We start from the raw sequence: 20,442 nt of genomic DNA, 5'->3' as shown, positions 1-20,442 counted from the left end.
TGTTAGATTGCGCGCCGGCGGTTGAGTACTTTATCCAAATCCAGCCGGGTGTTTGCTTTCTCGCTAATTTTGTCTTGGTACTGGCTTGAAACACCATCGGATAACAGCACATCGGCCGATGGTGTCGGATCTTGGGGTGTCTCCAGCGGTTCCGGTGCTGCTCGCTCAACTTCGGGGGCGTCTAAATAGATGGGGCGTGGCAGCGGGATGCGAGCCGGGATGGGCTGAGGCGCGTCCGCAACGGGTTCTTCAACTTCTTGTTCGATGTGCTGTTGCTGCTTGGCTGGCTCATCAGCGAAGTCGAAGACCTCATCGTTTGTTGGTCTCGGTGTCAGGTCTGCACCGGTTTCGGGGTATGTGGCAATGGTGGTCTCAAGGCCTTCAGAGATGCTGAGTTGTTCGCGTTCTCGAGCACGTTTCTTGGAATCCAAGATGACGAGTCCGCGCAGAGTGCCGTAGCAGGCCGTCGCGATGAGTGCGCTGATGAGGGTGATCAGCCAAGTCGAAGCACCGAACAGCCCGGCTATCGCGGTGATGACCGCGACCAGCAGAGCAAGTGCTCCGACCGCAAAAACCGATAAACGGCCCCAGCGAATTGAGAATCCAGTGCCGCCGGAGTGCGTCGAAGAGGGGGAAGATTTCATAGCTTTCCTTCGTTGGCGGGATTCACGTCGTTTCCGACTACGTTGGGTGACAACCGGACGACGAGCAAGCAAAAGTAAGCCGGCTACGACTACGACAACCACCACGATGGAAGTGGCGATGTCTATTTCGGGCAAGAATCCGAGTGTAGCGGCTAACGACTCTTCAAGCTCTCGGAGACGGGTGTCCACTCTCCATACGATATACCGAGCTTTCCAGAAGCCCCCGGGTTTTCTTCGTGTGTTGCTGGTTTGAGAGTGAAGACGGTTACTTCAGTCGGGAAAGTAGGCCCTCAGCAGGGATTTCATCTTTTGTCAAGGCAAAGGATTGATGGTCTCGCCATTGGCCGTTGATGTGAATATAGTCCTTGCGTAGTCCCTCGGAACGGAAACCTAATTTTTCCACGACACGCAGTGATGCGGTGTTGCTGGGCACAATGTTGATTTCGATGCGATGCAGTCCAACCCGGGTGAACAGATAATCACTGGCTAACGCCACAGCGGTGGGCACAATATTTTGTCCGGCGTGGGCCTGGTCCACCCAGTAGCCCAAGCTCGTGGAGCGCATGGACCCCCATAACACCGGGCCTGCGATGAGCTGTCCCACCAGGGTGGTCGTGGCGTTGGTGGTTCGAAAGATCGCCCACGGATACGATTGGCCGGCCCTGCCATCGCGGTTATGAGCTCGAATCATGGACCCATAGCTCATGATCGGCGGGTTGCCGGTCGGGTCGGTGGTTTCCCAGGGGGTCAACCATGCTGCGTTGCGCCTTCGGACATCATGCCACTGCTTGCGGTGGGCGTGACGCAGTGGGGCCAGTTGCAAATCCCTATGTTGGAGGATCACCGGCCAGATCGTGGGCAAAGCAGCAAAACGAGTCATGATCCACCATTGTAGGTCTGCAGGGCAGATGATGTGTTTGGTTGTGTCCGGCACGGTGTCACAATAAGACTATGACTGCTGAACTCAAAGACCAGTTACGCAAACGCTTCTTTAGTCAACGCAAGCAGCTTGGCCAGCGCGAGCGAGCGCGTCAATCTGAAGCGATCTGTACCGTTTTACTGGATTGGTATCGCGGTTTGGATAGTGCAGAGCGTCCCACCGGCAAGGTGGCGATGACCATCAAATTTGGGACCGAGCCGGATACGGATCCTGTCATGGAGGCCTTGCACGCTGATGGGGTCCAGATTTGGGTACCCATCTCACATGCGGATCGCTCCATGTCGTGGGTCCAGTGGGCGCCTGATGTGCCGATGGAACAATCGGCGTTGGGGCCCATTCAGGAGCCGGTGGGTGAACGTTTCGGTCCCGAAGCTGTCGCCGATGCCGATGTGATCCTCGTGCCGGCCCTTGCCGTGGATTCAGCCGGTTTTCGATTAGGCAAAGGTGGCGGATACTATGACCGTTTTCTTGCCGCGCTGCCCGATCTGACTACGCGACTACCGTTTTTGGTGACACCGGTATTTGACTATGAGTTCGTAGATGCCCGGGCAGAAGCGTTTCCGGTGGAGCAACATGATCTGCCGGTTCAAGCGGTCGTGACTGCTGAGACCGGGTTGATGTGGGTTTAGTAGTGCGGCGGTTTCTCGTCCATGATCGCCCGATCGCGGGCAGAAAGCTTCGGATCGGGCTTCTTTGCTTCGGGCTGCAGTTGGTCTAAGCGGGGTTCTGGCCCGTCAGCACTCGCAGGGCCGGTGCCTGCCACGGTGGCACGTCTGGGCCTGCGGCGGGCTTTGGCCCGGTCTGCTTCATTGGGTTGTTTAGAGGTCGTCATAGAAAAGATCACTGCCATTGTCCGGTGTGGGCAGTGCTGTCAGGTGTAATTTGTCGGTGAATGCATCGGCGACACCGAGGGGGTCGGTGAAGACATCGATGGCCCAGAGCCCAGCGTTTTGCCAACCCAGGCGGGACAGCTGCGCCGGAATCGTTCTGGTGCGGGTCCGCACGGGCGTGTGGTGGTATCGGGTGGAGCCATCATATCCGACGGCCACCGGCAGGTAGTTTTCATCGATATGGAAGTCAGGGCGGTGCCCATCGGGGTTATACAGCAGCAGGTCAGTGAAGCCGCGCTGGTCAAATTTGTGCGCCGCTCCCCTGGTGGCTAGATGCTGGACGAAGTCGTCGGTTAGACAATCCAGGGAGGTGGATTGTGGTTCGTTGACGGGTTGGCCAACGGTCGCTGGCAGGTTCACCAACAGTTCCCAGAAGAAATACGCTCCGGACATCAGGCTGTCGAAGTTGATTTCTTGCGGGTGGATGGCGGTGAAAATGGTCAGGCGTTGCCGTGCCCGCGTGAACGCGGTGGCGTAGTATTCGATGCCGTGGTGTTCGGAGAGCGGTCCGAAATGGTGAACCACTTTGCCGGTGGCGGTTCGACCATAACCCAGCGTGAAAATCACGTGGTCGGCTACCAGGCCGTGGGCGCGTTCCATTGGTGCCACCACGAAGCCTTGCCCGTTGGGTGAGGTCTCGGCGCTAAAGAATTTGGTAGCCCACCGGTGATTGGGCAGGTTGTAGCGAATGGATTCGGCAATCCGGCGCGCGTGTGCCGTATTTGAGGCGATCACGGCCAGGGATTCTTCCGGGTGATCACGGAAGTGTTCAAAGACCGCATCCACGGTGCGGGTGACTTCTGCGGTCGTGGATTCAACCCCGTCGTCGCCCATCCCCGGGCTGCCCGGTTCGGTGAGGTATTCGGCGTGAATGCCGGTTTGGGTACTGGTGGAAATTTCTTGCGGCGTGGGAGCGCGGTCGAGTCCCCCGTCGTAGAGCTGATCACCCAGGGTGCGTGCCAGATACTGGTTGACACCCCGGTGCATGATCTTCAGCGGGGTGGCGGGCAGGACCCGGCTGAGCGCCTGGTGGACTGACTCGGCCTGGCGTGGCTGCGCGGAGCGTGCCGTGGGGTCAATGGAGACTTGGAAGCTTACCGGTCTGCCGGAGACCGTATCCCCGAAGGCCACGACCTGCTCGGCCCGCGAAATCGCTCCGAGCCCGGTTGCCAGCCCGATGGTTTCGGCATCTAGTACGAGCACGGTATCGAAGGTGATGTCGGCTGGTAATTCGGCCAATGCCAGCGGCGAAGTGGTCAGGATCGGGACCAGCGGTTGGAGCAGTTTCGGATTGATCCGCAGGATGGTATCAACGTTTGCGCCACCGGTGCGCAGTAATTTGCGCAACGATCCGGCAGCATCGGGATAGTTGTTGGTGGCTTGTTCCCACCGGGTGGCCAGCTGATGACGCACCCGCGACGGACCGGATTCCAAATGGGCGGTGTCGGCGATGCGGAATTCTTCTTCCAACCGGGTCAACTGCTTGCCGGTGGTTGCGGCCAGGTGTTCGTCGGCTGAAATCATCGCTTCAAGCGCTGATTGCCACCATGCGACCTCAAGTTCGAGGGTGACCTGGTCGGCGGTAACGCCGCGCGCTTGGAAGTCAACCAGCAGTTCATCCAGCCCTTGTTCGGTGAGCTGATCAATGACAATGGTGCGCTCGGGCAGGGTGTGCAGGGTTTGGGCGTCGTTGACGAGTTGGCTCAACACATCGTGGAGTTCACCCGGATCAATCTTGGTCAGGTGATGGGCTTCGGTCGAGGCCGGGGCCAACATATCCTGCAGGCGGTTGAGATCCTCATAGAGCTTGTGTGTGTCGTCGGCGAGTGATTCGACACCGGGCGGGATGACCGGGTTGCGTTTCGATGTTGTCCACTGGTTCCAACCGGTGAGCTGATCTTGGACCTTCATGAGCGCTTCGTGCAGGTTCGGCACGTCCACGCCGGGACGGATGTATTCGCGTGCCAGCCAGCGCAGCCGGGTGCGGGTCATGGCCGACATGTCGATACCGTGTTGTTTCCGCCAGGAACCCGAGGCGGTCGCGGCAATCAGATCAGTCACGGGCCGGTCGAAAATATCCGGGGTGAATTTGTCGAGCGTGTCGCGGACTTCGCGCAGCAATTCGACCTGTCTGGTCCACTCGGTAACATTATTGCCGATGGTTAGTTGTGCATGAGCCATCGCGCTTTCCAACCGCGGCGCGACATCGGAAAGATCTTGGTGAACTTGTTCGGCAAGTTCAAGCGCTGCTTCGGCTTCGTGCACGTTGCGCAGTCTTGCGCCGTACCACGGTGATTCGGTCGCGGATTGGTCGAAAGCCCCCAGTTGTGCGGCGTACCGGAGCTGTTCGGCGACTTCTTGTCGGTCGACGGTGGCATCCAAGACGGAGCGTTTCAGCCGTACCGAAGTCGCAGGTGCCGGGTCGGCGTTCATGAGTTTGACCAGTTCGTTCATCGCTTGGATGGGTGAACACTGCCAGCGTTCCCGCACCTCATGCAGTGAATGCGTATGATCGACGAGTTGTTGGCGCACCTCGCGCAAGGTTTCATGGATCCGGCGTACCGCGGGTTCTTTGGCGCGTTCGGCACTGAGCAGTGACCGGATGAGTTGTTCGGTCACGTCTTTGGGACCGGTATCTGCCTGGACGCTGAGCACCAGTGGATCCAGCTGAATGCCGGCTAAGCGGTGACAAAACTCGTTCAGCGTGGAGGTTTTCTCTGCCAGGACAAGCACGCGTTTGCCCTGGGTCGCCAAACCGACGGCCGCGGCAACGGCGGTCTGGGTTTGTCCGGTTCCCGGAGGCGTCGAAACCACAAGTGATTCGCCAGCAACGATGTGATCAACGGCGGTTTGTTGTGACCGGTCGAGGTCTACCACCAGCGTTTCATCGGCCGGATCGCGTTCATCCAGCGGGGTCGTTTCGTGGGTCAGCTCGGGAGCTTCATCAGCGAACCCGGCCTCTTCGGTGCCCGCGCCCACCTCGTACAGGGCGTTGATAATGTCGTGGTCTGGATCCACGACATCCCGGGAGGCGGTGTCCGATAAATCAGCGAACGTGGAAATCAACAGGCGATGCTCGACCACTAAACCACGCAACTTAGCGGCTTGTGAGCGCAAGAGTTCTAACGCGGGTAACGGTTCGAGTTTCGCGGTAGTGTATGCGGATTCTTCAAGGATCTGCGGGTCTAAGGTCAGTCCATAATTATCGGCAAAAAAGCGCACCAAGGCCGGGTTGAGGCGTGCCGCACCGACGATTTGCACATCGTAATCGTCACGGTTTGCTCGGGCAGCTAACCGGACTGGAGCCAACAGGACCGGGGCGGAAAGTTGCTGATTGACCCCATTTTCGCTGACCCGCCAGGTGGCCAGCCCTGCGGCCAAATACCCAACATTGATGCCGCGATCATCGAGGAGTTCTTGGACCTTGGTATCGATGGCTTCTGCGGTTTTGATGTTGCGCTGCATCTCGGGCTGGTCACGCATCAGGGTGGTCAGCCGCGTGCGGCGTGCTGAGAGGAATTGCGTCAGCCCGCTGGGCTGCGAGTGCGTGATATCAATCGAGTTGGAGTTGGTCGGGGCGTACCGCAGCATCGTGTCGGTCTCGGTGCCCGTGGCGATTTCCGCTAACCAGCGGGAAAAGTCGCGTTCTGCAACCTCAACAGGATCAGCCTCAGCAGAAGCAATCTCAGCGGGATCAACCTCGGCTTCGATTGGTTCCGACTCAGTCGCCGCTACTTCCATCGAGGTGTCGAGTTCGTCAGTAGACAGCGCTGTAACGTCTTGGTCGACGTCCTCTTGTTCGCGGCTCACGCTCATCCTTCCTGTGGTTGATACAGGTTGCACCTACACGACTCTAGTACGTTAGGCACTGAGTTTGGCGTTGCCACACCACACGCAACACTGATGATGCGCCGAAATCACCGGGCTGTGAGGATTCCTCTACTCCGGGGATTATTCCCATTCGATCGTGCCAGGTGGCTTCCCCGTAATATCGAGCACCACGCGGTTAATGCCCGCTACTTCTGAGGTGATCCGCTGGGAAATTCTATCCAGGATATCGTATGGGATTCGCGCGAAGGAGGCGGTCATGGCGTCTTCGGAGTGCACCGGGCGCAAGACGACCGGATGCCCGTAGGTCCGCCCGCCATCGTTGACGCCGACCGAGCGCACGTCGGCCAGCAGCACGACCGGTGACTGCCAGATCTCCCGATCCAGCCCAGAGGCCGTGAGTTCCTCGCGCACGATCGCGTCTGCTTCACGCAACAGGTCAAGACGCTCTTTACTGATCGCACCGACGATACGGATGCCCAGTCCCGGTCCGGGGAAGGGTTGCCGCCAGACGATCTCATCGGGCAGACCCAACTTGGTGCCAACCGCACGGACTTCGTCTTTGAACAGTTGCCGCAGCGGTTCGACGAGTTCGAATTCGAGATCTTCGGGCAGGCCGCCAACGTTGTGATGAGACTTAATGACTTTTGACCCGTCGGCATCCCCGGATTCAATCACATCGGGATAGACGGTCCCTTGGACCAGGAATCTCACATCTGTCGCGTTGGGGTCGTGGGCTGATTCAGCGACAATATCTGCTTGGGCCTGTTCAAAGGTGCGGATGAACCGTTCACCGATGATCTTGCGTTTTTGCTCCGGGTCGGAAACCCCCTCGAGGGCGCTCAAGAAATCTGCTTCAGCGTCAATCATGACAAGCTTTGCCCCACCGGTGGACGCCCCAAAGGCTCGTTCGATCTCGGTGGATTCATCTTTGCGCATCAGGCCATGATTGACATACACCGCGGTGAGCTGGTCCCCGACGGCACGTTGGACGAGTGCGGCTGCCACCGCGGAATCGACCCCGCCGGATAATCCGACGATGGCCCGTTTATCACCGATTTGTTCGCGAATCGCAGCGACCTGGTGCTCAATGACCTGGTCCACCGACCAGTCTGGGGTCAGATCTGCTGCGATGAACAGAAAGTTTCTGATCGCGGCCTGGCCGTGGCTGGAAGCCTCGACGGCAGGGTCCCACAGCGTCCCGTAGATCTGGGCTTCAACGTTTTCGGCTGCGGCAACCGGCATGACGGTGTCCCAGGCGGTGACAACAAACCCCTCTGGGGCCTCGGTGACCGTGTGCGCAACATTGACGGCCACATCCTGGGCGGAATCCTGTCCGGAGAAGAGCGCGGCGTTGTCATCGAGGTTGTTGATGTTCACCACTTGATGGGACAGCTCGGTCGTGGGAGCTAGGGTGCCACCCAACGCGTTGACAACGGCCAAAAAGCCACCCGAGACAGCCAGGACCGGGATGCCTGCGGTGAGCAAGCGATCATCGATCTGCGGGAGTGCTTCAGTCGCAGACGAGCGAGCCGCGATCACCAGCGCAGCCGGCTGAGCTGCCAGAAGGGCTTCAGCCCCTGCCGTGTACGGGTGAACTTCGGAATAGACTTTGGCTTCGCGGATGCGGCGCGCGAGCAGTTGGGCGTCATCTGAGCCGTAATCCACGACAATGACGGTGTCTTGCGCTGGAGTTTGGGGTGTAATCATCACAGCAATCCAGTCTACTGGATCCTACGGGTGGGCACCCGCGTGCGGCACGCTAATATCGCAGGACGCCTTCGGGGTGGGCGGCCAGTTCTTCTTCGACGTTGCGGTTGACCTGTTTTTCAACGATGAACGACAGGAATGGGACCACACCACCACCGGCCATGGCCAGCAGGCGCACCCCGCCCCAGCGCATCATCGACCACAAGCGGAAGCAACCCAACAGGTAGAGCACATACAACCAGCCGTGCACAATCAAGATCAGCAGCGAGATGTTGACGCCCTCCACGACGGCTTGTTCGTGGTAGAGTCCCAGGACGAACTCGGTGCCGTCTTCGGTGGTGCCCCCGGCAAACAGCTCGCGACCAAAACCGTATTTCACGATCATCTGGAAGACGAGTAGCAGCAGGAAGATACCGGTGAGCCAGGCGGTGAACTTATACAAGCTCTGGGCGCTACGGATTTGTCGGTGGGTCCCGCCGAAGCGGCGTTTCTTTTTGCCTTCGGGCCGCGGTGGAGCGTGCCCGACGTCGGCTTCGGTGATGTCTTCTGGATCAGGCAGGGTCGAGGGATCGACCGGTGGGGTTTGGTTTTTTTCAGTCATAGCGTATTAGGTGTCTTTCTGCTCGTTCGGGCCGTGTCCGTGATAGGCACGGTAGGCCTGTTCGGCGGCAGCTTTTTCTTTTCGGGCTTCTTCGCGGAGACGTTCAAGTTCTTGGGCGCGCCAGTGTTGTTCCCACAGCTCATCGAGTTCGGCTTCGCGCTGGTCTTTGAGGTAGTCATCGCGCACGAAACGCCACCACAGGTACAGCGAGAAGATCGCAAAAATGAACCATTCGACGGCATAGAAGATGTTCAGCCAGGCAACTTCGGCTTCTTCAGGTTGCGGTTCGGTCGCGACCCCTTCGACCCCAGCATCCCCGGTGACCACGTATTCAGTACCGCCAACGGTAAAGGACTCGGCCACCACATACCCGGCATAGAGGTCCCGATCCCACAGGTTGACCAGTTCGGCGGAGGCCAGCATTTGGGTGCGCTTGGGATTGATGAAGTGGTTGGTATTGGGAGTTGGTCCCTCCCCGGGGATCAGTCGACCTTCGAATTCGATCATGTCATTGCTCGAGATACCCACCGATGATTCAAATAGGTCGGTGAGCTCTTCTGCGCTAACATCGATTTCTTGTGGAATCCAACCCCAGGCCACCGGGATGCCGTAGCCCTCGGGTGCGCCGTCAACGGTCGCGCTGGAGACCAGCCACAGTCCCACGTCGCCCTCGTGGACGCGGGATTCAACTTGCACACTGGTGGTGGGGTCCAGCTGTCCGGTGAAGGTCACGACCTGGTCGGCTTCATCCCCCATCATGGGCACACCGGGTTCGAAGTGTTCGGTCAGCGGGACCGGGGTTTCGGTTTCGGCGTGGGAGCGCGGCTGGTCTGAGGTGGATTGTTCAAACTGCCACTGGGTGAGCAGCACGAAGATCGTGGCGACCGCCAGGGTCAGAAGGAGGAAACCAATCCACCGGGGTTTGAGAGCTGTACGGAGCAAGCGGGAATCACCTTGTGTAGGTTTCGGACAGGTGGACCTCAACTTTTTGGAAGTCTTTGAGATCCGTGTAGCCGCACGAGGCCATTGCCCGGCGCAGCGCGCCCATCAGGTTGGCGGTGCCGTTGGTGTGGCTGGACGGGCCTTTGAGCACCTGTTCCAACGGGGCGACGGTGCCGACTTCGGTGCGGTCACCGCGGGGGAATTCTGGGTGGGCTGCTTCCAGACCCCAGTGCCAGCCTTTGCCGGGGGCTTCTTCGGCGCGTGCCAGGGTGGTGCCCAGCATGACGGCGTCGGCCCCCATGCCAATGGCTTTGACGATATCGCCCGAGTTGCCCATGCCACCGTCGGCGATGACGTGCACGTAGCGGCCGCCAGATTCGTCCATGTAGTCGCGGCGTGCTTCGGCAATATCGGAGATCGCGGTGGCCATTGGCACTCGGATACCGAGGGCACGGCGAGTGGTTGATGACGCGCCGCCACCAAACCCAACCAGCACACCGGCGGCCCCGGTGCGCATCAGGTGCAGGGCCGGGGTGTAACCGGCCGCTCCCCCGACGATAACGGGCACATCGAGTTCGTAAATGAACTTTTTGAGATCCAGCGGTTCTTTGGTTTCGGAGACGTGTTGTGCCGAAACGGTGGTGCCACGAATGACGAACATATCGACACCGGCATCGAGAACGGTCTTGTAGAACTCTTGGGTGCGTTGCGGTGTCAGCGCACCGGCAACCACGACCCCGGATTCACGGATTTCTTCCAGGCGGGCTGAAATGAGTTCTGGCTTGATGGGTGCGGAGTACAGCTGCTGCAACCGGGCGGTGTTTTCCGGAGAGAATGACTGGGCTTGCAGCGCAGCGATTTCATCCAGGACCGGTTGTGGGTCTTCATACCGGGTCCAGAGGCCCTCGAGGTTGAGGACACCCATGCCGCCGAGTTTGCCCAGTTGGATCGCGGTGGCCGGTGACATGACCGAATCCATGGGTGCACCGATGACGGGCATGGAGAAGTTGAACGCATCAATCTGCCAGTCAAGCGAGACGTCTTCTGGGTCGCGGGTTCGACGGGTTGGCACAATTGATACTGCGTCCAGGGGCATGGCTTGTCTGCCGCGTTTGCCTCGGCCAATTTCAACTTGATTGCTCACGTGTATCCAATTTCTATCCGGTATCGGATGGGTTAATCGCTTTGTGGGGTCACCGACATCATACTTAGGCGCGGTAGTTTGGTGCTTCGACCGTCATCATGATGTCATGCGGATGCGACTCTTTCAGCCCCGCGGCGGTGATGCGAACAAACCGGCCCTCGCGCTGCAGGGTTTCGATATCTGGGGCACCCGTGTAGAACATGGTCTGACGCAGACCGCCTTCCAACTGGTGCAGCACAGCACCCAGTGGGCCGCGATATGGCACTTGACCTTCAATGCCTTCGGGGATGAGTTTTTCGTCTTCTGGCACATCGGCCTGGAAGTAACGGTCTTTGGAATACGACCGGGAGCCGTCGCGAGTTTGCATCGCACCCAGGGACCCCATACCGCGATAGGTCTTGAATTGTTTCCCATTGTAAAACACGAGGTCACCGGGTGATTCTGCGGTGCCGGCCAGCAGCGAGCCCAGCATAACGGAGTTCGCACCGGCCACCAGGGCTTTGCCGATGTCACCGGAGTGTTGCAAACCGCCATCCGCGATCACTGGCACCCCGGCCGGGATAGCGGCTTTGGCTGCTTCATAGATCGCGGTGACCTGGGGAACGCCGACGCCTGCGACGACGCGGGTGGTGCAGATCGAACCTGGGCCGACGCCGACTTTCACGGCATCGACGCCAGCATCCACGAGGGCTTTGGCACCCTGGTAGGTTGCGGCCTGACCGCCGATGACATCGACGTGGTCGGCCGCTGGATCGGATTTGAGTTTGGCGACCATATCGAGCACACCCTGGGTGTGACCGTTGGCGGTATCTACGACGAGCACGTCGACGCCGGCATCGACCATGGTCATGGCGCGTTCATAGCCGTCGCCGAAGAAACCTACGGCGCCACCGACCAGCAGGCGGCCTTCATCGTCTTTTGCTGCGTTGGGGAATTCTTCGGCCTTGTCGAAGTCTTTGACCGTGATGAGGCCTTCGAGTTTGTTGTCCCGATCAACCAGTGGCAGTTTTTCGATGCGGTGCTGCTGCAAAAGGCGCTTGACCTCGTCGCGCTCCACATTGAACGGAGCGGTGATCAGCGGCATCTTCGTCATAATCTCGTGGACCGGTGTGGTTTCGTATTCGGCACGCGGCACAAACCGGGTGTCACGGTTGGTGATGATGCCCAGCAACACGCCATCTGAATCCACGACGGGCAGCCCAGAAATGCGGTAGCGGCCGCACAACTGGTCCCATTCGGCAAGGGTGGCTTCCGGGGAAATGGTGACCGGGTCGGTGATCATGCCGGATTCGTTGCGTTTGACCTTGTCGACTTCCGAGGCCTGGTCTTGGACCGACAGGTTGCGGTGGATGACACCCATCCCACCGTAGCGGGCCATAGCGATCGCCAGCGGCGCTTCGGTCACGGTATCCATGGCCGCGGAGATGATGGGAACGTTGATGCGGATGCGTTTGGTCAGCTGCGTGGAGACGTTCGCATCGGCGGGAATGACGTCGGTCATGTTGGGTAGCAACAGGACGTCATCATAGGTCAGCCCTACGAACCCAAATGGGTCGTGGGCGGTGTTGACAGGTTCGGATGATGGCCCGGAAGTGTGGTCGGTCACAGGTTCATACCCTTTCAAGAAAGCCGTTGGTTTCTATACTAAGGGCTTTGTTCGGAGGATTATTCCGAACGTCGCTGTGGGCGAGGTTTCATCGCAGACCGTGAACACTCCCGGGCCAAAACGGCCTGAATTTTTACTCTACGGTGCCACCGGTTTGTTCGGCGTATTGCTCGGGAGTGAGAATTTCGCCTTCTTCAGAAACGTCCACGGTGAATAACCACCCGGCACCATAGGGGTCTTCGTTGATGCGTTCTGGGTTTTGGATGACATCTTCGTTGGTTTCGACCACGGTACCGGTGACCGGTGAGTAGAGCTCCGAGACGGATTTGGTGGATTCCAGTTCGCCGCAGACTTCGCCGGCGGTGACAGTGTCGCCGACTTCTGGTAGCTCAGCGAACACCACATCACCCAATTGGTCGGCTGCATAGTCGGTGATCCCGATGCGGACGGGGTCTTCGTCATTGAGCCATTCGTGTTCGGCGGAGTAACGGAGGTCGGGTTTAACTACTGACATGAGTCTTCCTTCGATCGGTGTATTAGCGAGTGTAGAACGGCGGTTTGGTAATAGTAAACGGTAGGGCTTTGCCGCGCACATCGACCTCGACTTCGGTGTCGGGGTCTGCGTGTGCAGCATCGATATACCCCAGCGCGACTGGTTTGCCCAGCGTGGGCGAGGGAATCCCGGAGGTAACGGTTCCGATTGTTTGGCCATCCAGCGTGATGTCGGCCCCGCTGCGAGCGGCGCGACGTTGGCCGCTAGTCAAACCCACCAGCACCTGGTCGGGAGTCTGGTCCCGCAGTGGTTCCAGTGCGGAACGGCCCACAAAGTTCTCGGGCTTATCAAAGGAGACAATGCGTCCCATGCCGGCGTCAAAGGGGGTGCGCTGCGTAGACAGTTCATTGCCGTATAGCGGCATCCCGGCTTCTAAGCGCAGCGAGTCCCGGCTGGCCAGTCCACACGGGGTGATGTCCACATCGATGTCGAGGCCAAAGATCTGGTCCCAGAGTTGGCTGATCCGCTCATTGGGGGTAATGATCTCAAAACCGTCTTCGCCGGTGTACCCGGTGCGGGCGACGATCCAGTCGCTGCCGTTGACGGTGACCTCAGTGACACGATAGTTCTTTAACGAGCCGGCGGCTTCGGCAAAGTCGTCTCCCAGGGCCGCGACTACGTCGGCGGCTTTTGGACCCTGGATCCCTACGAGTGCTAAATCAGCCGTGGCATCCGTGATTTCCACATTCATCCCTGCGGTCCGAGTCGCTACCGCTTCGGAGACGGCCTGTGCATTCCCCGCATTGGGAACCATCAGGTACCGGTCTTCACCTAGCCGATAGACGATCAAATCGTCCAAGATGGTGCCGTCCTCCGTGAGCATGACCGTGTATTTGGCTCGACCAACGGTCATCTTGGAAAAGTCCCCGGCCAGCGCGGTGTTCAGTCCGGTGACCGCATCCGGGCCGGTCACAAAGATTTCTCCCATGTGCGACAGGTCGAAGATGCCCACCGACTCTCGCACTGCTTTATGCTCGGTCATTTCGGAGGTGTATTTCAGCGGCATGTTCCAGCCGTTGAAATCGGTGAAGCTTGCGCCCAGTTTTTCGTGAGCGTCAAACAATGGAGTGGTTTTCAGTGTCATGTTCGATCGCTCCTAGGCGTCCAGTTCGAAGGCTTCGGGTGGTGGGCAGGAGCAGACCAGATTGCGGTCGCCCCCTGCTTGGTCGATGCGCGAGACCGGGGTGAAGTATTTATCCACGCGCAGCTCGGGAACCGGGAAAGCGGCCTGTTCGACCGAATACGCGCGATCCCAGTCGGAGCTGATCACTTCGGCCACCGTGTGCGGGGCGTGGCGCAGCGCGGAGTCTTCAACGTTGAGTTTGCCGTCTTCGATTTCAGCGATCTCTTCACGGATGGTGATCATCGCGGTGATGAATCGTTCCAGCTCTGCCATGTCTTCGGACTCGGTCGGCTCCACCATCAGGGTGCCAGGCACGGGGAAGGCCATGGTGGGCGCGTGGAATCCGAAGTCCATCAGCCGCTTGGCGACATCTTCGGCGGTCACACCGGTGTTTTTGGTGATCTCACGCAGGTCCAGGATGCATTCGTGGGCCACCAGATCATTGAGTCCGACATACAACACCGGGTAATGATCTTTGAGTCGGTGTGCCACATAATTGGCCGACAGCACGGCCACCTGGGTGGCTTCGGTCAGTGCTTCGGCACCCATCATCGAAATGTATGCCCAGGTGATGGGCAGGACACCGGCCGAACCGTGCAGGGTGGAGGCCACCGGCGTGGCATCTTCTGGCAGTTCGCCGTTGGGATCGGCTGGCAGGTACGGAATCAAGTGTTCGGCCACGCAGACCGGCCCGACACCGGGACCTCCGCCCCCGTGTGGGATGGCGAAGGTTTTATGGAGGTTCAGGTGCGAAACGTCGCCACCGAATTTTCCTGGCTGAGCGAGCCCGACCAGGGCGTTGAGGTTGGCCCCGTCAATGTAGACCTGCCCGCCAACGTTGTGGATCTTTTCGCAGATCTCGACCACATCGGCATCGTAAATGCCCGCGGTGGAGGGGTAGGTGACCATGATCGCGGCGATGCGGTCGCCGTGTTGTTCGAGTACCTCGTCCAGGTGTGCGGAGTCGATCGATCCGTCGTCTGCGGTTTTGACCACGATGACTTGTAGTCCGGCCAGCACCGCGGAGGCCGCGTTGGTGCCGTGTGCTGAAGCCGGGATGATGCAGATATCGCGGTCGGTTTCGCCCTGGTCTTGCAGGTAGTGGCGGATGGCCAACAACCCGGCGTATTCGCCTTGCGAACCAGCGTTGGGTTGCAACGAGACGGCCGCATACCCGGTGATGGCTTCAAGCTTGGATTCCAGGTCTTCGATGAGTTCCCGCCAGCCGGCAGCCTGTTCGGCCGGGACATACGGGTGGATGCCGGCAAATTCGGGCCAGGTGGTGGCTTCCATTTCGGCAGCAGCGTTGAGTTTCATCGTGCACGACCCCAGAGGGATCATGGTCCGGTCCAGTGCCAGGTCACGGTTTGCCAGTCGCGTGCAGTACCGCATCATGGTCATCTCGGAGCGAATGGTATTGAAGATCTCGTGGGTCATGAATTCGGACTCACGCACGATATCTGTCGGAATCGCCTCGTCAGCAGATTCGGAAACTTCAGCGCCGAAGATGTTCGCCACGGCGGCGATATCTTCGTCGGTGGTGGTTTCATCGGCCGAGATCCCGATTTGCGTGTCCGAGTAGCGGCGCAGGTTGTAGCCTGCCGACTCAGCCTTGGACAGGGTCTCATCGGCGTTGTCCACGGTGACCACGATGGTGTCGAAGAAGTGCTCGGCGGCCAGTTCGAAACCTGCCGAACGCAGTCCGGCCGCCAGACGGGTGGCCATGCTGTGGGTGCGCTGGGCAATTTTGGTGACGCCTTCGGGCCCGTGATAAACCCCGTACATTCCTGCCATCACGGCCAACAGGGCCTGGGCTGTACAGATATTGGAGGTCGCGCGTTCACGGCGGATGTGTTGTTCACGGGTTTGCAGCGCCAACCGGTAAGCGGGGGTGCCGTTGGTGTCTTGTGACACGCCAACCAGGCGGCCCGGCATTTGGCGCACGTAGCGTTCTTGGGTGGCCATGTAGGCAGCATGGGGGCCACCGTAGAACAGGGGCACCCCGAAGCGCTGGGTGGTACCCACTGCGATGTCGGCGCCCTGCTCCCCCGGCGGGGTGATCATGGTCAGCGACAGCAGGTCGGCAATGACGCTGATCATCGCGCCGCGTTCTTTAGCTTCGTCAAAGACTTCCTGGTGGTTGGCGATCGCACCGTCGTCTCCGGGCTGCTGGACAAGCACCCCGCACAGCTCACCTTCGGGCAGGCCTTCGGTGGCAAGGTCGACCAGAATGGTTTCGATGCCCAGCGACCGGGTGCGCCCCAGCACGACGGCCAGGGTTTGCGGGAAGATGTTTTTGTCGATGACCACCGGATCGTTGGCGTGCTTGCGGTTGGCACGACGCATCATGATGACAGCTTCTGCCGCAGCAGAAGATTCATCCAGGAGGGAGGCGTTGGCAATTTCCATGCCGGTCAGGTCAGAGACCATAGTTTGGAAGTTCAACAATGCTTCCAAACGGCCCTGGGAGATTTCGGGCTGATAGGGCGTATAGGCCGTGTACCACCCGGGGTTTTCATACACATTGCGACGAATCACGGCCGGGGTGATGGTGTCGTAGAACCCTTGGCCGATCATCGAGGTCTTGGTGGTGTTTTTTGCGGCCAGCTCGCGCAGGCGGGCCAGGGCTTGCGTCTCGGTTAGTGGTTCGGGCAGTTTCAGTGGCTCTGGCTGCACGATATTTTCCGGCATTGCTGCCGTGGTGAGCGCATCGAGGCTGTCATAGCCGAGCGCATCGAGCATTTCGCTCAGGCCAGATTCGCGCGGGCCGAGGTGGCGGTGGGCGAAGTTTGAAAGATCATACACTGTCATGGGGTCTCCTGGGTGAGGATGGCGTTGTATCCGTTCTACCCCTCCCCATCTGTTATACAACCTGAGAGTTTTCCAGGATGTCCTGGTTGCCCCGTCGGTGAGCCATAGTGGCTACTTTCCAGATCTGCCTGGAGCAAGCGGTTGGGATACCTGAGAGATTCCTGGGGAGGAAGTTGCACCGTCGGTGCCCACATCACGTGGGCTCTCCCGCCTGCCATGTACGGCCAATATTCAAAATGCTTCGGGTCACAGTATAGCCCGCCCGCCGCCGATTGAGAACTTCCCCGCTGAGCGCCGCGCATGTCCCGACGATGGTGTGCCGGGGCATGCGCGTCACGTGCGATGCTTAGATCGCGGTGATTTTTACGGGGATGTTGCCCCGAACTGCCTTCGAATAGGGGCACAATTCGTGCGTGCGTTCCGCGACCTGCTGTGCGGTTTGCTGTTCAACGCCCGGAATTTCAACCTTCAACTCGACGGATAGGCCGAAGCTTTCGCCTTCTTTACCAATGCCGACTTCCGAGTAGACGACAGCGTCACTCGTATCGACGTCGAATTCTTTACCGGCCAGACCTAATGCGCTGCGGAAGCAGGCGCCGTAACCGACGGCAAAGAGTTGCTCGGGGTTGGCGCCGCCGCCAGGTCCGCCTTGTTCCTTCGGCGCGCGTAGGTCGACATCAACCATACCGTCATCGGTCGTTCCACGGCCGTCACGGCCACCGGTGATCTCAGCTTTTGCGGTGTATGCGATCTTTTCAGGTGTCTTCATACATGTGCTCCTCTCATCGAAGCTGCGTTGCTTCAGTTCAGGTGCCGAATGACTGGCGACCCATCTCCCAGCATCGTCATTTGGGTCCTCAGTGTCTAGGAATGAGCACGCGTGACAGACATTTCACAGGTGCTTATCTGGTTCTTAATGCACAAGACCTCCATCCCGAAGCTGGGATGGAGGTCTTGGGTGAAGCGTGGAAGAGCTTAGTCTTCTTCGTCTTCGACCTGGTCTGCGACCAGGGTTTCGGTGGTGAGCACCATACCGGCGATCGAGGCGGCGTTGGCCAGGGCCGAACGGGTCACCTTGACCGGGTCGATGATGCCGGCATCCACGAGGTTGCCGTATTCACCGGTTGCGGCGTTGTAGCCTTCGTTTGGCTTCAGATCGGCTACGCGGGAAACAACGACGGAGCCGTCTTCGCCAGCGTTCAGGGCGATCCAGCGGGTTGGCTGAACGATGGCGCGGCGCACAACGTTGACGCCGGAAGCTTGGTCTGATGGCAGATTCTTCAAAGAATCGGCTTCATCAAGGGCGGCAGCAGCGTTGATCAGGGCGGTACCGCCACCGGCAACGATGCCTTCTTCCAGTGCTGCACGGGTTGAAGAGACCGCATCTTCGATGCGACCCTTGCGCTCTTTGAGCTCAACCTCGGTGGCAGCGCCAACTTTGATGACCGAAACGCCACCGGCCAGTTTGGCCAGACGTTCCTGGAGTTTTTCACGATCCCAGTCGGAGTCGGTGGCTTCGATCTCGGAACGGATCTGCGAAACACGGTCAGCAACGTCCTGGGCTTCACCGGCGCCATCCACAATGGTGGTGGCTTCCTTGGTGACGGTTACGCGACGTGCGCTACCCAGCACTTCCAGACCAACCTGATCCAGTTTCATGCCCAGGTCTTCTGAGACGACCTGTGCACCGGTCAGGGTGGCAATATCCTGGAGCATGGCTTTGCGGCGGTCACCGAAGCCAGGGGCTTTGACGGCAACTGCGTTGAGGGTACCGCGCAGTTTGTTCACAACCAGGGTCGACAGGGCTTCGCCGTCGACATCTTCGGCAATGATGAACAGTGGTTTCTTTTCCTGCAGGACTTTTTCCAGCAGTGGCAAGAAATCCTGGACGTTGGAGATCTTGGACTGGGTCAGCAGAATGTATGGATCTTCCAGCACGGCTTCCTGACGCTCCGCGTCAGTGACCATGTATGGCGACAGGTAACCCTTGTCGAATTCCATACCTTCGGTGATTTCCAGTTCGGTGTCAGTGGTCGAGGATTCTTCAACGGTGATAACACCGTTGACACCGACGGTGTCGAATGCCTTGGCCAGCAGTTCGCCGATTTCGGTTTCACCCGAGGAAATGGCGGCCACGTGGGCAACCATGTCACCGGATACTTCTACGGCGTTTTCCAACAAGCGTTCCTGCAGTACTTCTACGGCAGCTTCGACACCTTTTTTGACTTCTCCGGGTGCTGCACCGGCAGCTACCAGACGCAGACCCTCATTGACCAGAGCCTGGGCAAGAACGGTTGCGGTCGTGGTGCCGTCACCGGCGATGTCTTGAGTTTTGGTGGCAACTTCTTTTGCCAGCTGGGCACCCATGTTTTCATAGGGGTCTTCCAGTTCGACTTCGCGTGCAATGGTCACGCCGTCGTTGGTGATGTTTGGGGCGCCCCATGATTTATCGAGGACAACGTTGCGGCCTTTTGGACCAAGGGTGACTTTTACGGTGTCAGCCAGCTTGTCCACACCGGCCTGCAGTGCGCGACGAGCATCGTCTCTGAATAGCAGCTGTTTAGCCAACTGTGCTCCTTTATGGTTCGGTTCGAAAAATGGTTACTGACGGGGCAGACTTATTTTTCGATGACAGCCAGCACGTCACGAGCAGACAGGACCAGGTACTCCTGGCCGCTGTATTTCACTTCGGTGCCGCCGTATTTGGAGAACAACACAACGTCGCCTTCGGAAACATCAACGGAGATGCGTTCGCCGTTATCAGCAACGCGGCCTGGGCCGACTGCTACGACTTTTCCTTCTTGTGGTTTTTCCTGTGCGGTATCTGGGATAACCAAACCGGAAGCAGTGGTCTGCTCGGCGGCCAGTGGTTCAACTACGATGCGGTCCTCAAGAGGCTTGATGGAGACAGCCATGAATCTCTCCTACTAATGTAAAAGGTAAATATTCTGATTATGCCGGGCAAGCCACCCGTCGTCGCGGGTGCCGGATGGCTGGAACCTAAAGGCTTTTAGCACTCGCAGCATGCGGGTGCCAATTCCCAACTGTATTACCGGATTAGCACTTGGTCAAATAGAGTGCTAATCCCGTGATCCATTGCACATTCACATAGGGCGTTTATATAATCTCTTTATGTATTCCACGCCTGATCCCCTGGCAGATCCCCCAGAACACTCAGCGACCGCCAAGGCCCAGGCAAGTACGCCGCAGCAGCCACTAGCTAATCAAATCCTGGCATCGGCTTCGCGCTTCGCCCGCGTGGTCACCCAGGCTTCTGACATTCCAATTTCGGCCGTCTCAATGCGCGCGCTAGGGTACATCGAACGCCACGGTCCGCAGCGCATCTCACGCATGGCGGCCTACGAATCCATCTCGCAGCCGGCAATGACTTCTGCGGTGAACCGCCTCGAAGAAGACGGACTCGTAGTGCGCCACGAGGACCCCGCCGATGCACGGGCTCAACTGGTCGTACTGACTGAGACCGGCCGGCAGCTCCTTGACGAGTATCGCCAGCAAGTTGCCACCGTCTTACAGCCCAAACTTGAAGCCCTGTCAGTCGAGGAATACTCCGCTATTGAGCGCGCAGTCGATTTACTCAATTCCCTCACCGACGATCTGACAGGAAACGCCTAACCCACGAAAGCAGCTGA

At 58.9% G+C, this 20,442-nt stretch carries 17 protein-coding genes and 2 riboswitches; of the genes, 2 read left to right on the top strand and 15 right to left on the bottom strand.

The annotated features are described in order from the left end of the window. Positions 1 to 2: 2 nt before the first annotated feature. The gene (locus J2S62_RS04000; protein WP_310171657.1) at positions 3 to 833 is read right to left on the bottom strand and encodes a hypothetical protein; all 831 of its coding nucleotides are present in this window, start codon (positions 831 to 833) and stop codon (positions 3 to 5) included. A gap of 76 nt (positions 834 to 909) precedes the next feature. Then, positions 910 to 1,524 (bottom strand): GNAT family N-acetyltransferase, encoded by a 615-nt coding sequence (locus tag J2S62_RS03995; RefSeq protein WP_310171655.1) that lies wholly within the window; start codon positions 1,522 to 1,524, stop codon positions 910 to 912. A 71-nt stretch (positions 1,525 to 1,595) separates the two neighbouring features. Between J2S62_RS03995 and J2S62_RS03990 the strand changes: the two genes are divergently transcribed. Further along, complete coding sequence (locus tag J2S62_RS03990; RefSeq protein WP_310171652.1) at positions 1,596 to 2,213, top strand: 5-formyltetrahydrofolate cyclo-ligase; 618 nt, start codon at positions 1,596 to 1,598, stop codon at positions 2,211 to 2,213. On the opposite strand, the gene J2S62_RS03985 is transcribed toward J2S62_RS03990, so the two are convergent. From J2S62_RS03985 to groES, 13 genes are all read right to left on the bottom strand, one after another. Further along, on the bottom strand, positions 2,210 to 2,416 hold the full coding sequence (locus J2S62_RS03985) for a hypothetical protein (protein ID WP_310171649.1): 207 nt from the start codon (positions 2,414 to 2,416) through the stop codon (positions 2,210 to 2,212). The two genes, J2S62_RS03990 and J2S62_RS03985, sit on opposite strands and share 4 nt — an antisense overlap. Continuing rightward, positions 2,403 to 6,284, bottom strand: coding sequence for a DUF4011 domain-containing protein (locus tag J2S62_RS03980; protein ID WP_310171646.1), 3,882 nt, complete (start codon positions 6,282 to 6,284; stop codon positions 2,403 to 2,405). Before J2S62_RS03980 ends, J2S62_RS03985 begins: the two co-directional genes overlap by 14 nt. Positions 6,285 to 6,425: 141 nt before the next feature. Further along, a complete protein-coding gene (gene guaA / locus J2S62_RS03975) occupies positions 6,426 to 8,012 on the bottom strand; it encodes a glutamine-hydrolyzing GMP synthase (RefSeq protein ID WP_310175709.1) in 1,587 nt (528 codons plus the stop codon). A gap of 52 nt (positions 8,013 to 8,064) precedes the next feature. After that, on the bottom strand, positions 8,065 to 8,613 hold the full coding sequence (locus J2S62_RS03970; protein ID WP_310171644.1) for a DUF3817 domain-containing protein: 549 nt from the start codon (positions 8,611 to 8,613) through the stop codon (positions 8,065 to 8,067). Between the two features lie 6 nt (positions 8,614 to 8,619). Next, complete coding sequence (locus J2S62_RS03965; protein ID WP_310171642.1) at positions 8,620 to 9,555, bottom strand: SURF1 family protein; 936 nt, start codon at positions 9,553 to 9,555, stop codon at positions 8,620 to 8,622. Positions 9,556 to 9,562: 7 nt separating this feature from the next. Next, positions 9,563 to 10,699: a GuaB3 family IMP dehydrogenase-related protein gene (locus J2S62_RS03960; protein WP_310171638.1), complete on the bottom strand. Its 1,137-nt coding sequence runs from the start codon at positions 10,697 to 10,699 to the stop codon at positions 9,563 to 9,565. 64 nt (positions 10,700 to 10,763) lie between these two features. Continuing rightward, positions 10,764 to 12,305, bottom strand: a complete 1,542-nt coding sequence (gene guaB / locus J2S62_RS03955) for an IMP dehydrogenase (RefSeq protein WP_310171636.1) — start codon at positions 12,303 to 12,305, stop codon at positions 10,764 to 10,766. Between the two features lie 133 nt (positions 12,306 to 12,438). Next, positions 12,439 to 12,819, bottom strand: coding sequence for a glycine cleavage system protein GcvH (gcvH, locus tag J2S62_RS03950; protein ID WP_310171634.1), 381 nt, complete (start codon positions 12,817 to 12,819; stop codon positions 12,439 to 12,441). Between the two features lie 22 nt (positions 12,820 to 12,841). Then, on the bottom strand, positions 12,842 to 13,942 hold the full coding sequence (gene gcvT / locus J2S62_RS03945) for a glycine cleavage system aminomethyltransferase GcvT (RefSeq protein ID WP_310171632.1): 1,101 nt from the start codon (positions 13,940 to 13,942) through the stop codon (positions 12,842 to 12,844). A 12-nt stretch (positions 13,943 to 13,954) separates the two neighbouring features. After that, the gene (gcvP, locus tag J2S62_RS03940) at positions 13,955 to 16,792 is read right to left on the bottom strand and encodes an aminomethyl-transferring glycine dehydrogenase (RefSeq protein ID WP_310171630.1); all 2,838 of its coding nucleotides are present in this window, start codon (positions 16,790 to 16,792) and stop codon (positions 13,955 to 13,957) included. A gap of 39 nt (positions 16,793 to 16,831) precedes the next feature. Continuing rightward, positions 16,832 to 16,920, bottom strand: a riboswitch (glycine riboswitch). After that, positions 16,921 to 17,012: riboswitch (glycine riboswitch) on the bottom strand. It lies immediately after the preceding riboswitch. 126 nt (positions 17,013 to 17,138) lie between these two features. Further along, complete coding sequence (locus J2S62_RS03935; protein ID WP_310171628.1) at positions 17,139 to 17,561, bottom strand: organic hydroperoxide resistance protein; 423 nt, start codon at positions 17,559 to 17,561, stop codon at positions 17,139 to 17,141. Between the two features lie 206 nt (positions 17,562 to 17,767). Further along, a complete protein-coding gene (gene groL / locus J2S62_RS03930) occupies positions 17,768 to 19,360 on the bottom strand; it encodes a chaperonin GroEL (protein WP_310171627.1) in 1,593 nt (530 codons plus the stop codon). 50 nt (positions 19,361 to 19,410) lie between these two features. Continuing rightward, positions 19,411 to 19,707, bottom strand: coding sequence for a co-chaperone GroES (gene groES / locus J2S62_RS03925; RefSeq protein WP_310171625.1), 297 nt, complete (start codon positions 19,705 to 19,707; stop codon positions 19,411 to 19,413). A 217-nt stretch (positions 19,708 to 19,924) separates the two neighbouring features. Here groES and J2S62_RS03920 point away from each other — a divergent pair, with 217 nt between their 5' ends. Next, the gene (locus J2S62_RS03920) at positions 19,925 to 20,425 is read left to right on the top strand and encodes a MarR family winged helix-turn-helix transcriptional regulator (RefSeq protein WP_310171623.1); all 501 of its coding nucleotides are present in this window, start codon (positions 19,925 to 19,927) and stop codon (positions 20,423 to 20,425) included. Positions 20,426 to 20,442: the final 17 nt, after the last annotated feature.

This window comes from Enteractinococcus fodinae (assembly GCF_031458395.1).
Lineage (GTDB): Bacteria > Actinomycetota > Actinomycetes > Actinomycetales > Micrococcaceae > Yaniella > Yaniella fodinae.
Note: the sequence above shows the minus strand (reverse complement) of the source record. Positions and strands in the feature narration are given on the sequence as shown.

What these genes read in the sequence shown, in the direction of transcription:
- gcvP (WP_310171630.1), bottom strand. Translation starts at nt 16,792, where the DNA reads ATGACAGTGTATGATCTTTCAAACTTCGCCCACCGCCACCTCGGCCCG.
- J2S62_RS03995 (WP_310171655.1), bottom strand. Translation starts at nt 1,524, where the DNA reads ATGACTCGTTTTGCTGCTTTGCCCACGATCTGGCCGGTGATCCTCCAA.
- J2S62_RS03990 (WP_310171652.1), top strand. Translation starts at nt 1,596, where the DNA reads ATGACTGCTGAACTCAAAGACCAGTTACGCAAACGCTTCTTTAGTCAA.
- guaA (WP_310175709.1), bottom strand. Translation starts at nt 8,012, where the DNA reads ATGATTACACCCCAAACTCCAGCGCAAGACACCGTCATTGTCGTGGAT.
- J2S62_RS03985 (WP_310171649.1), bottom strand. Translation starts at nt 2,416, where the DNA reads ATGACGACCTCTAAACAACCCAATGAAGCAGACCGGGCCAAAGCCCGC.
- J2S62_RS03935 (WP_310171628.1), bottom strand. Translation starts at nt 17,561, where the DNA reads ATGAAGACACCTGAAAAGATCGCATACACCGCAAAAGCTGAGATCACC.
- J2S62_RS03920 (WP_310171623.1), top strand. Translation starts at nt 19,925, where the DNA reads ATGTATTCCACGCCTGATCCCCTGGCAGATCCCCCAGAACACTCAGCG.
- J2S62_RS03970 (WP_310171644.1), bottom strand. Translation starts at nt 8,613, where the DNA reads ATGACTGAAAAAAACCAAACCCCACCGGTCGATCCCTCGACCCTGCCT.
- gcvH (WP_310171634.1), bottom strand. Translation starts at nt 12,819, where the DNA reads ATGTCAGTAGTTAAACCCGACCTCCGTTACTCCGCCGAACACGAATGG.
- gcvT (WP_310171632.1), bottom strand. Translation starts at nt 13,942, where the DNA reads ATGACACTGAAAACCACTCCATTGTTTGACGCTCACGAAAAACTGGGC.
- groES (WP_310171625.1), bottom strand. Translation starts at nt 19,707, where the DNA reads ATGGCTGTCTCCATCAAGCCTCTTGAGGACCGCATCGTAGTTGAACCA.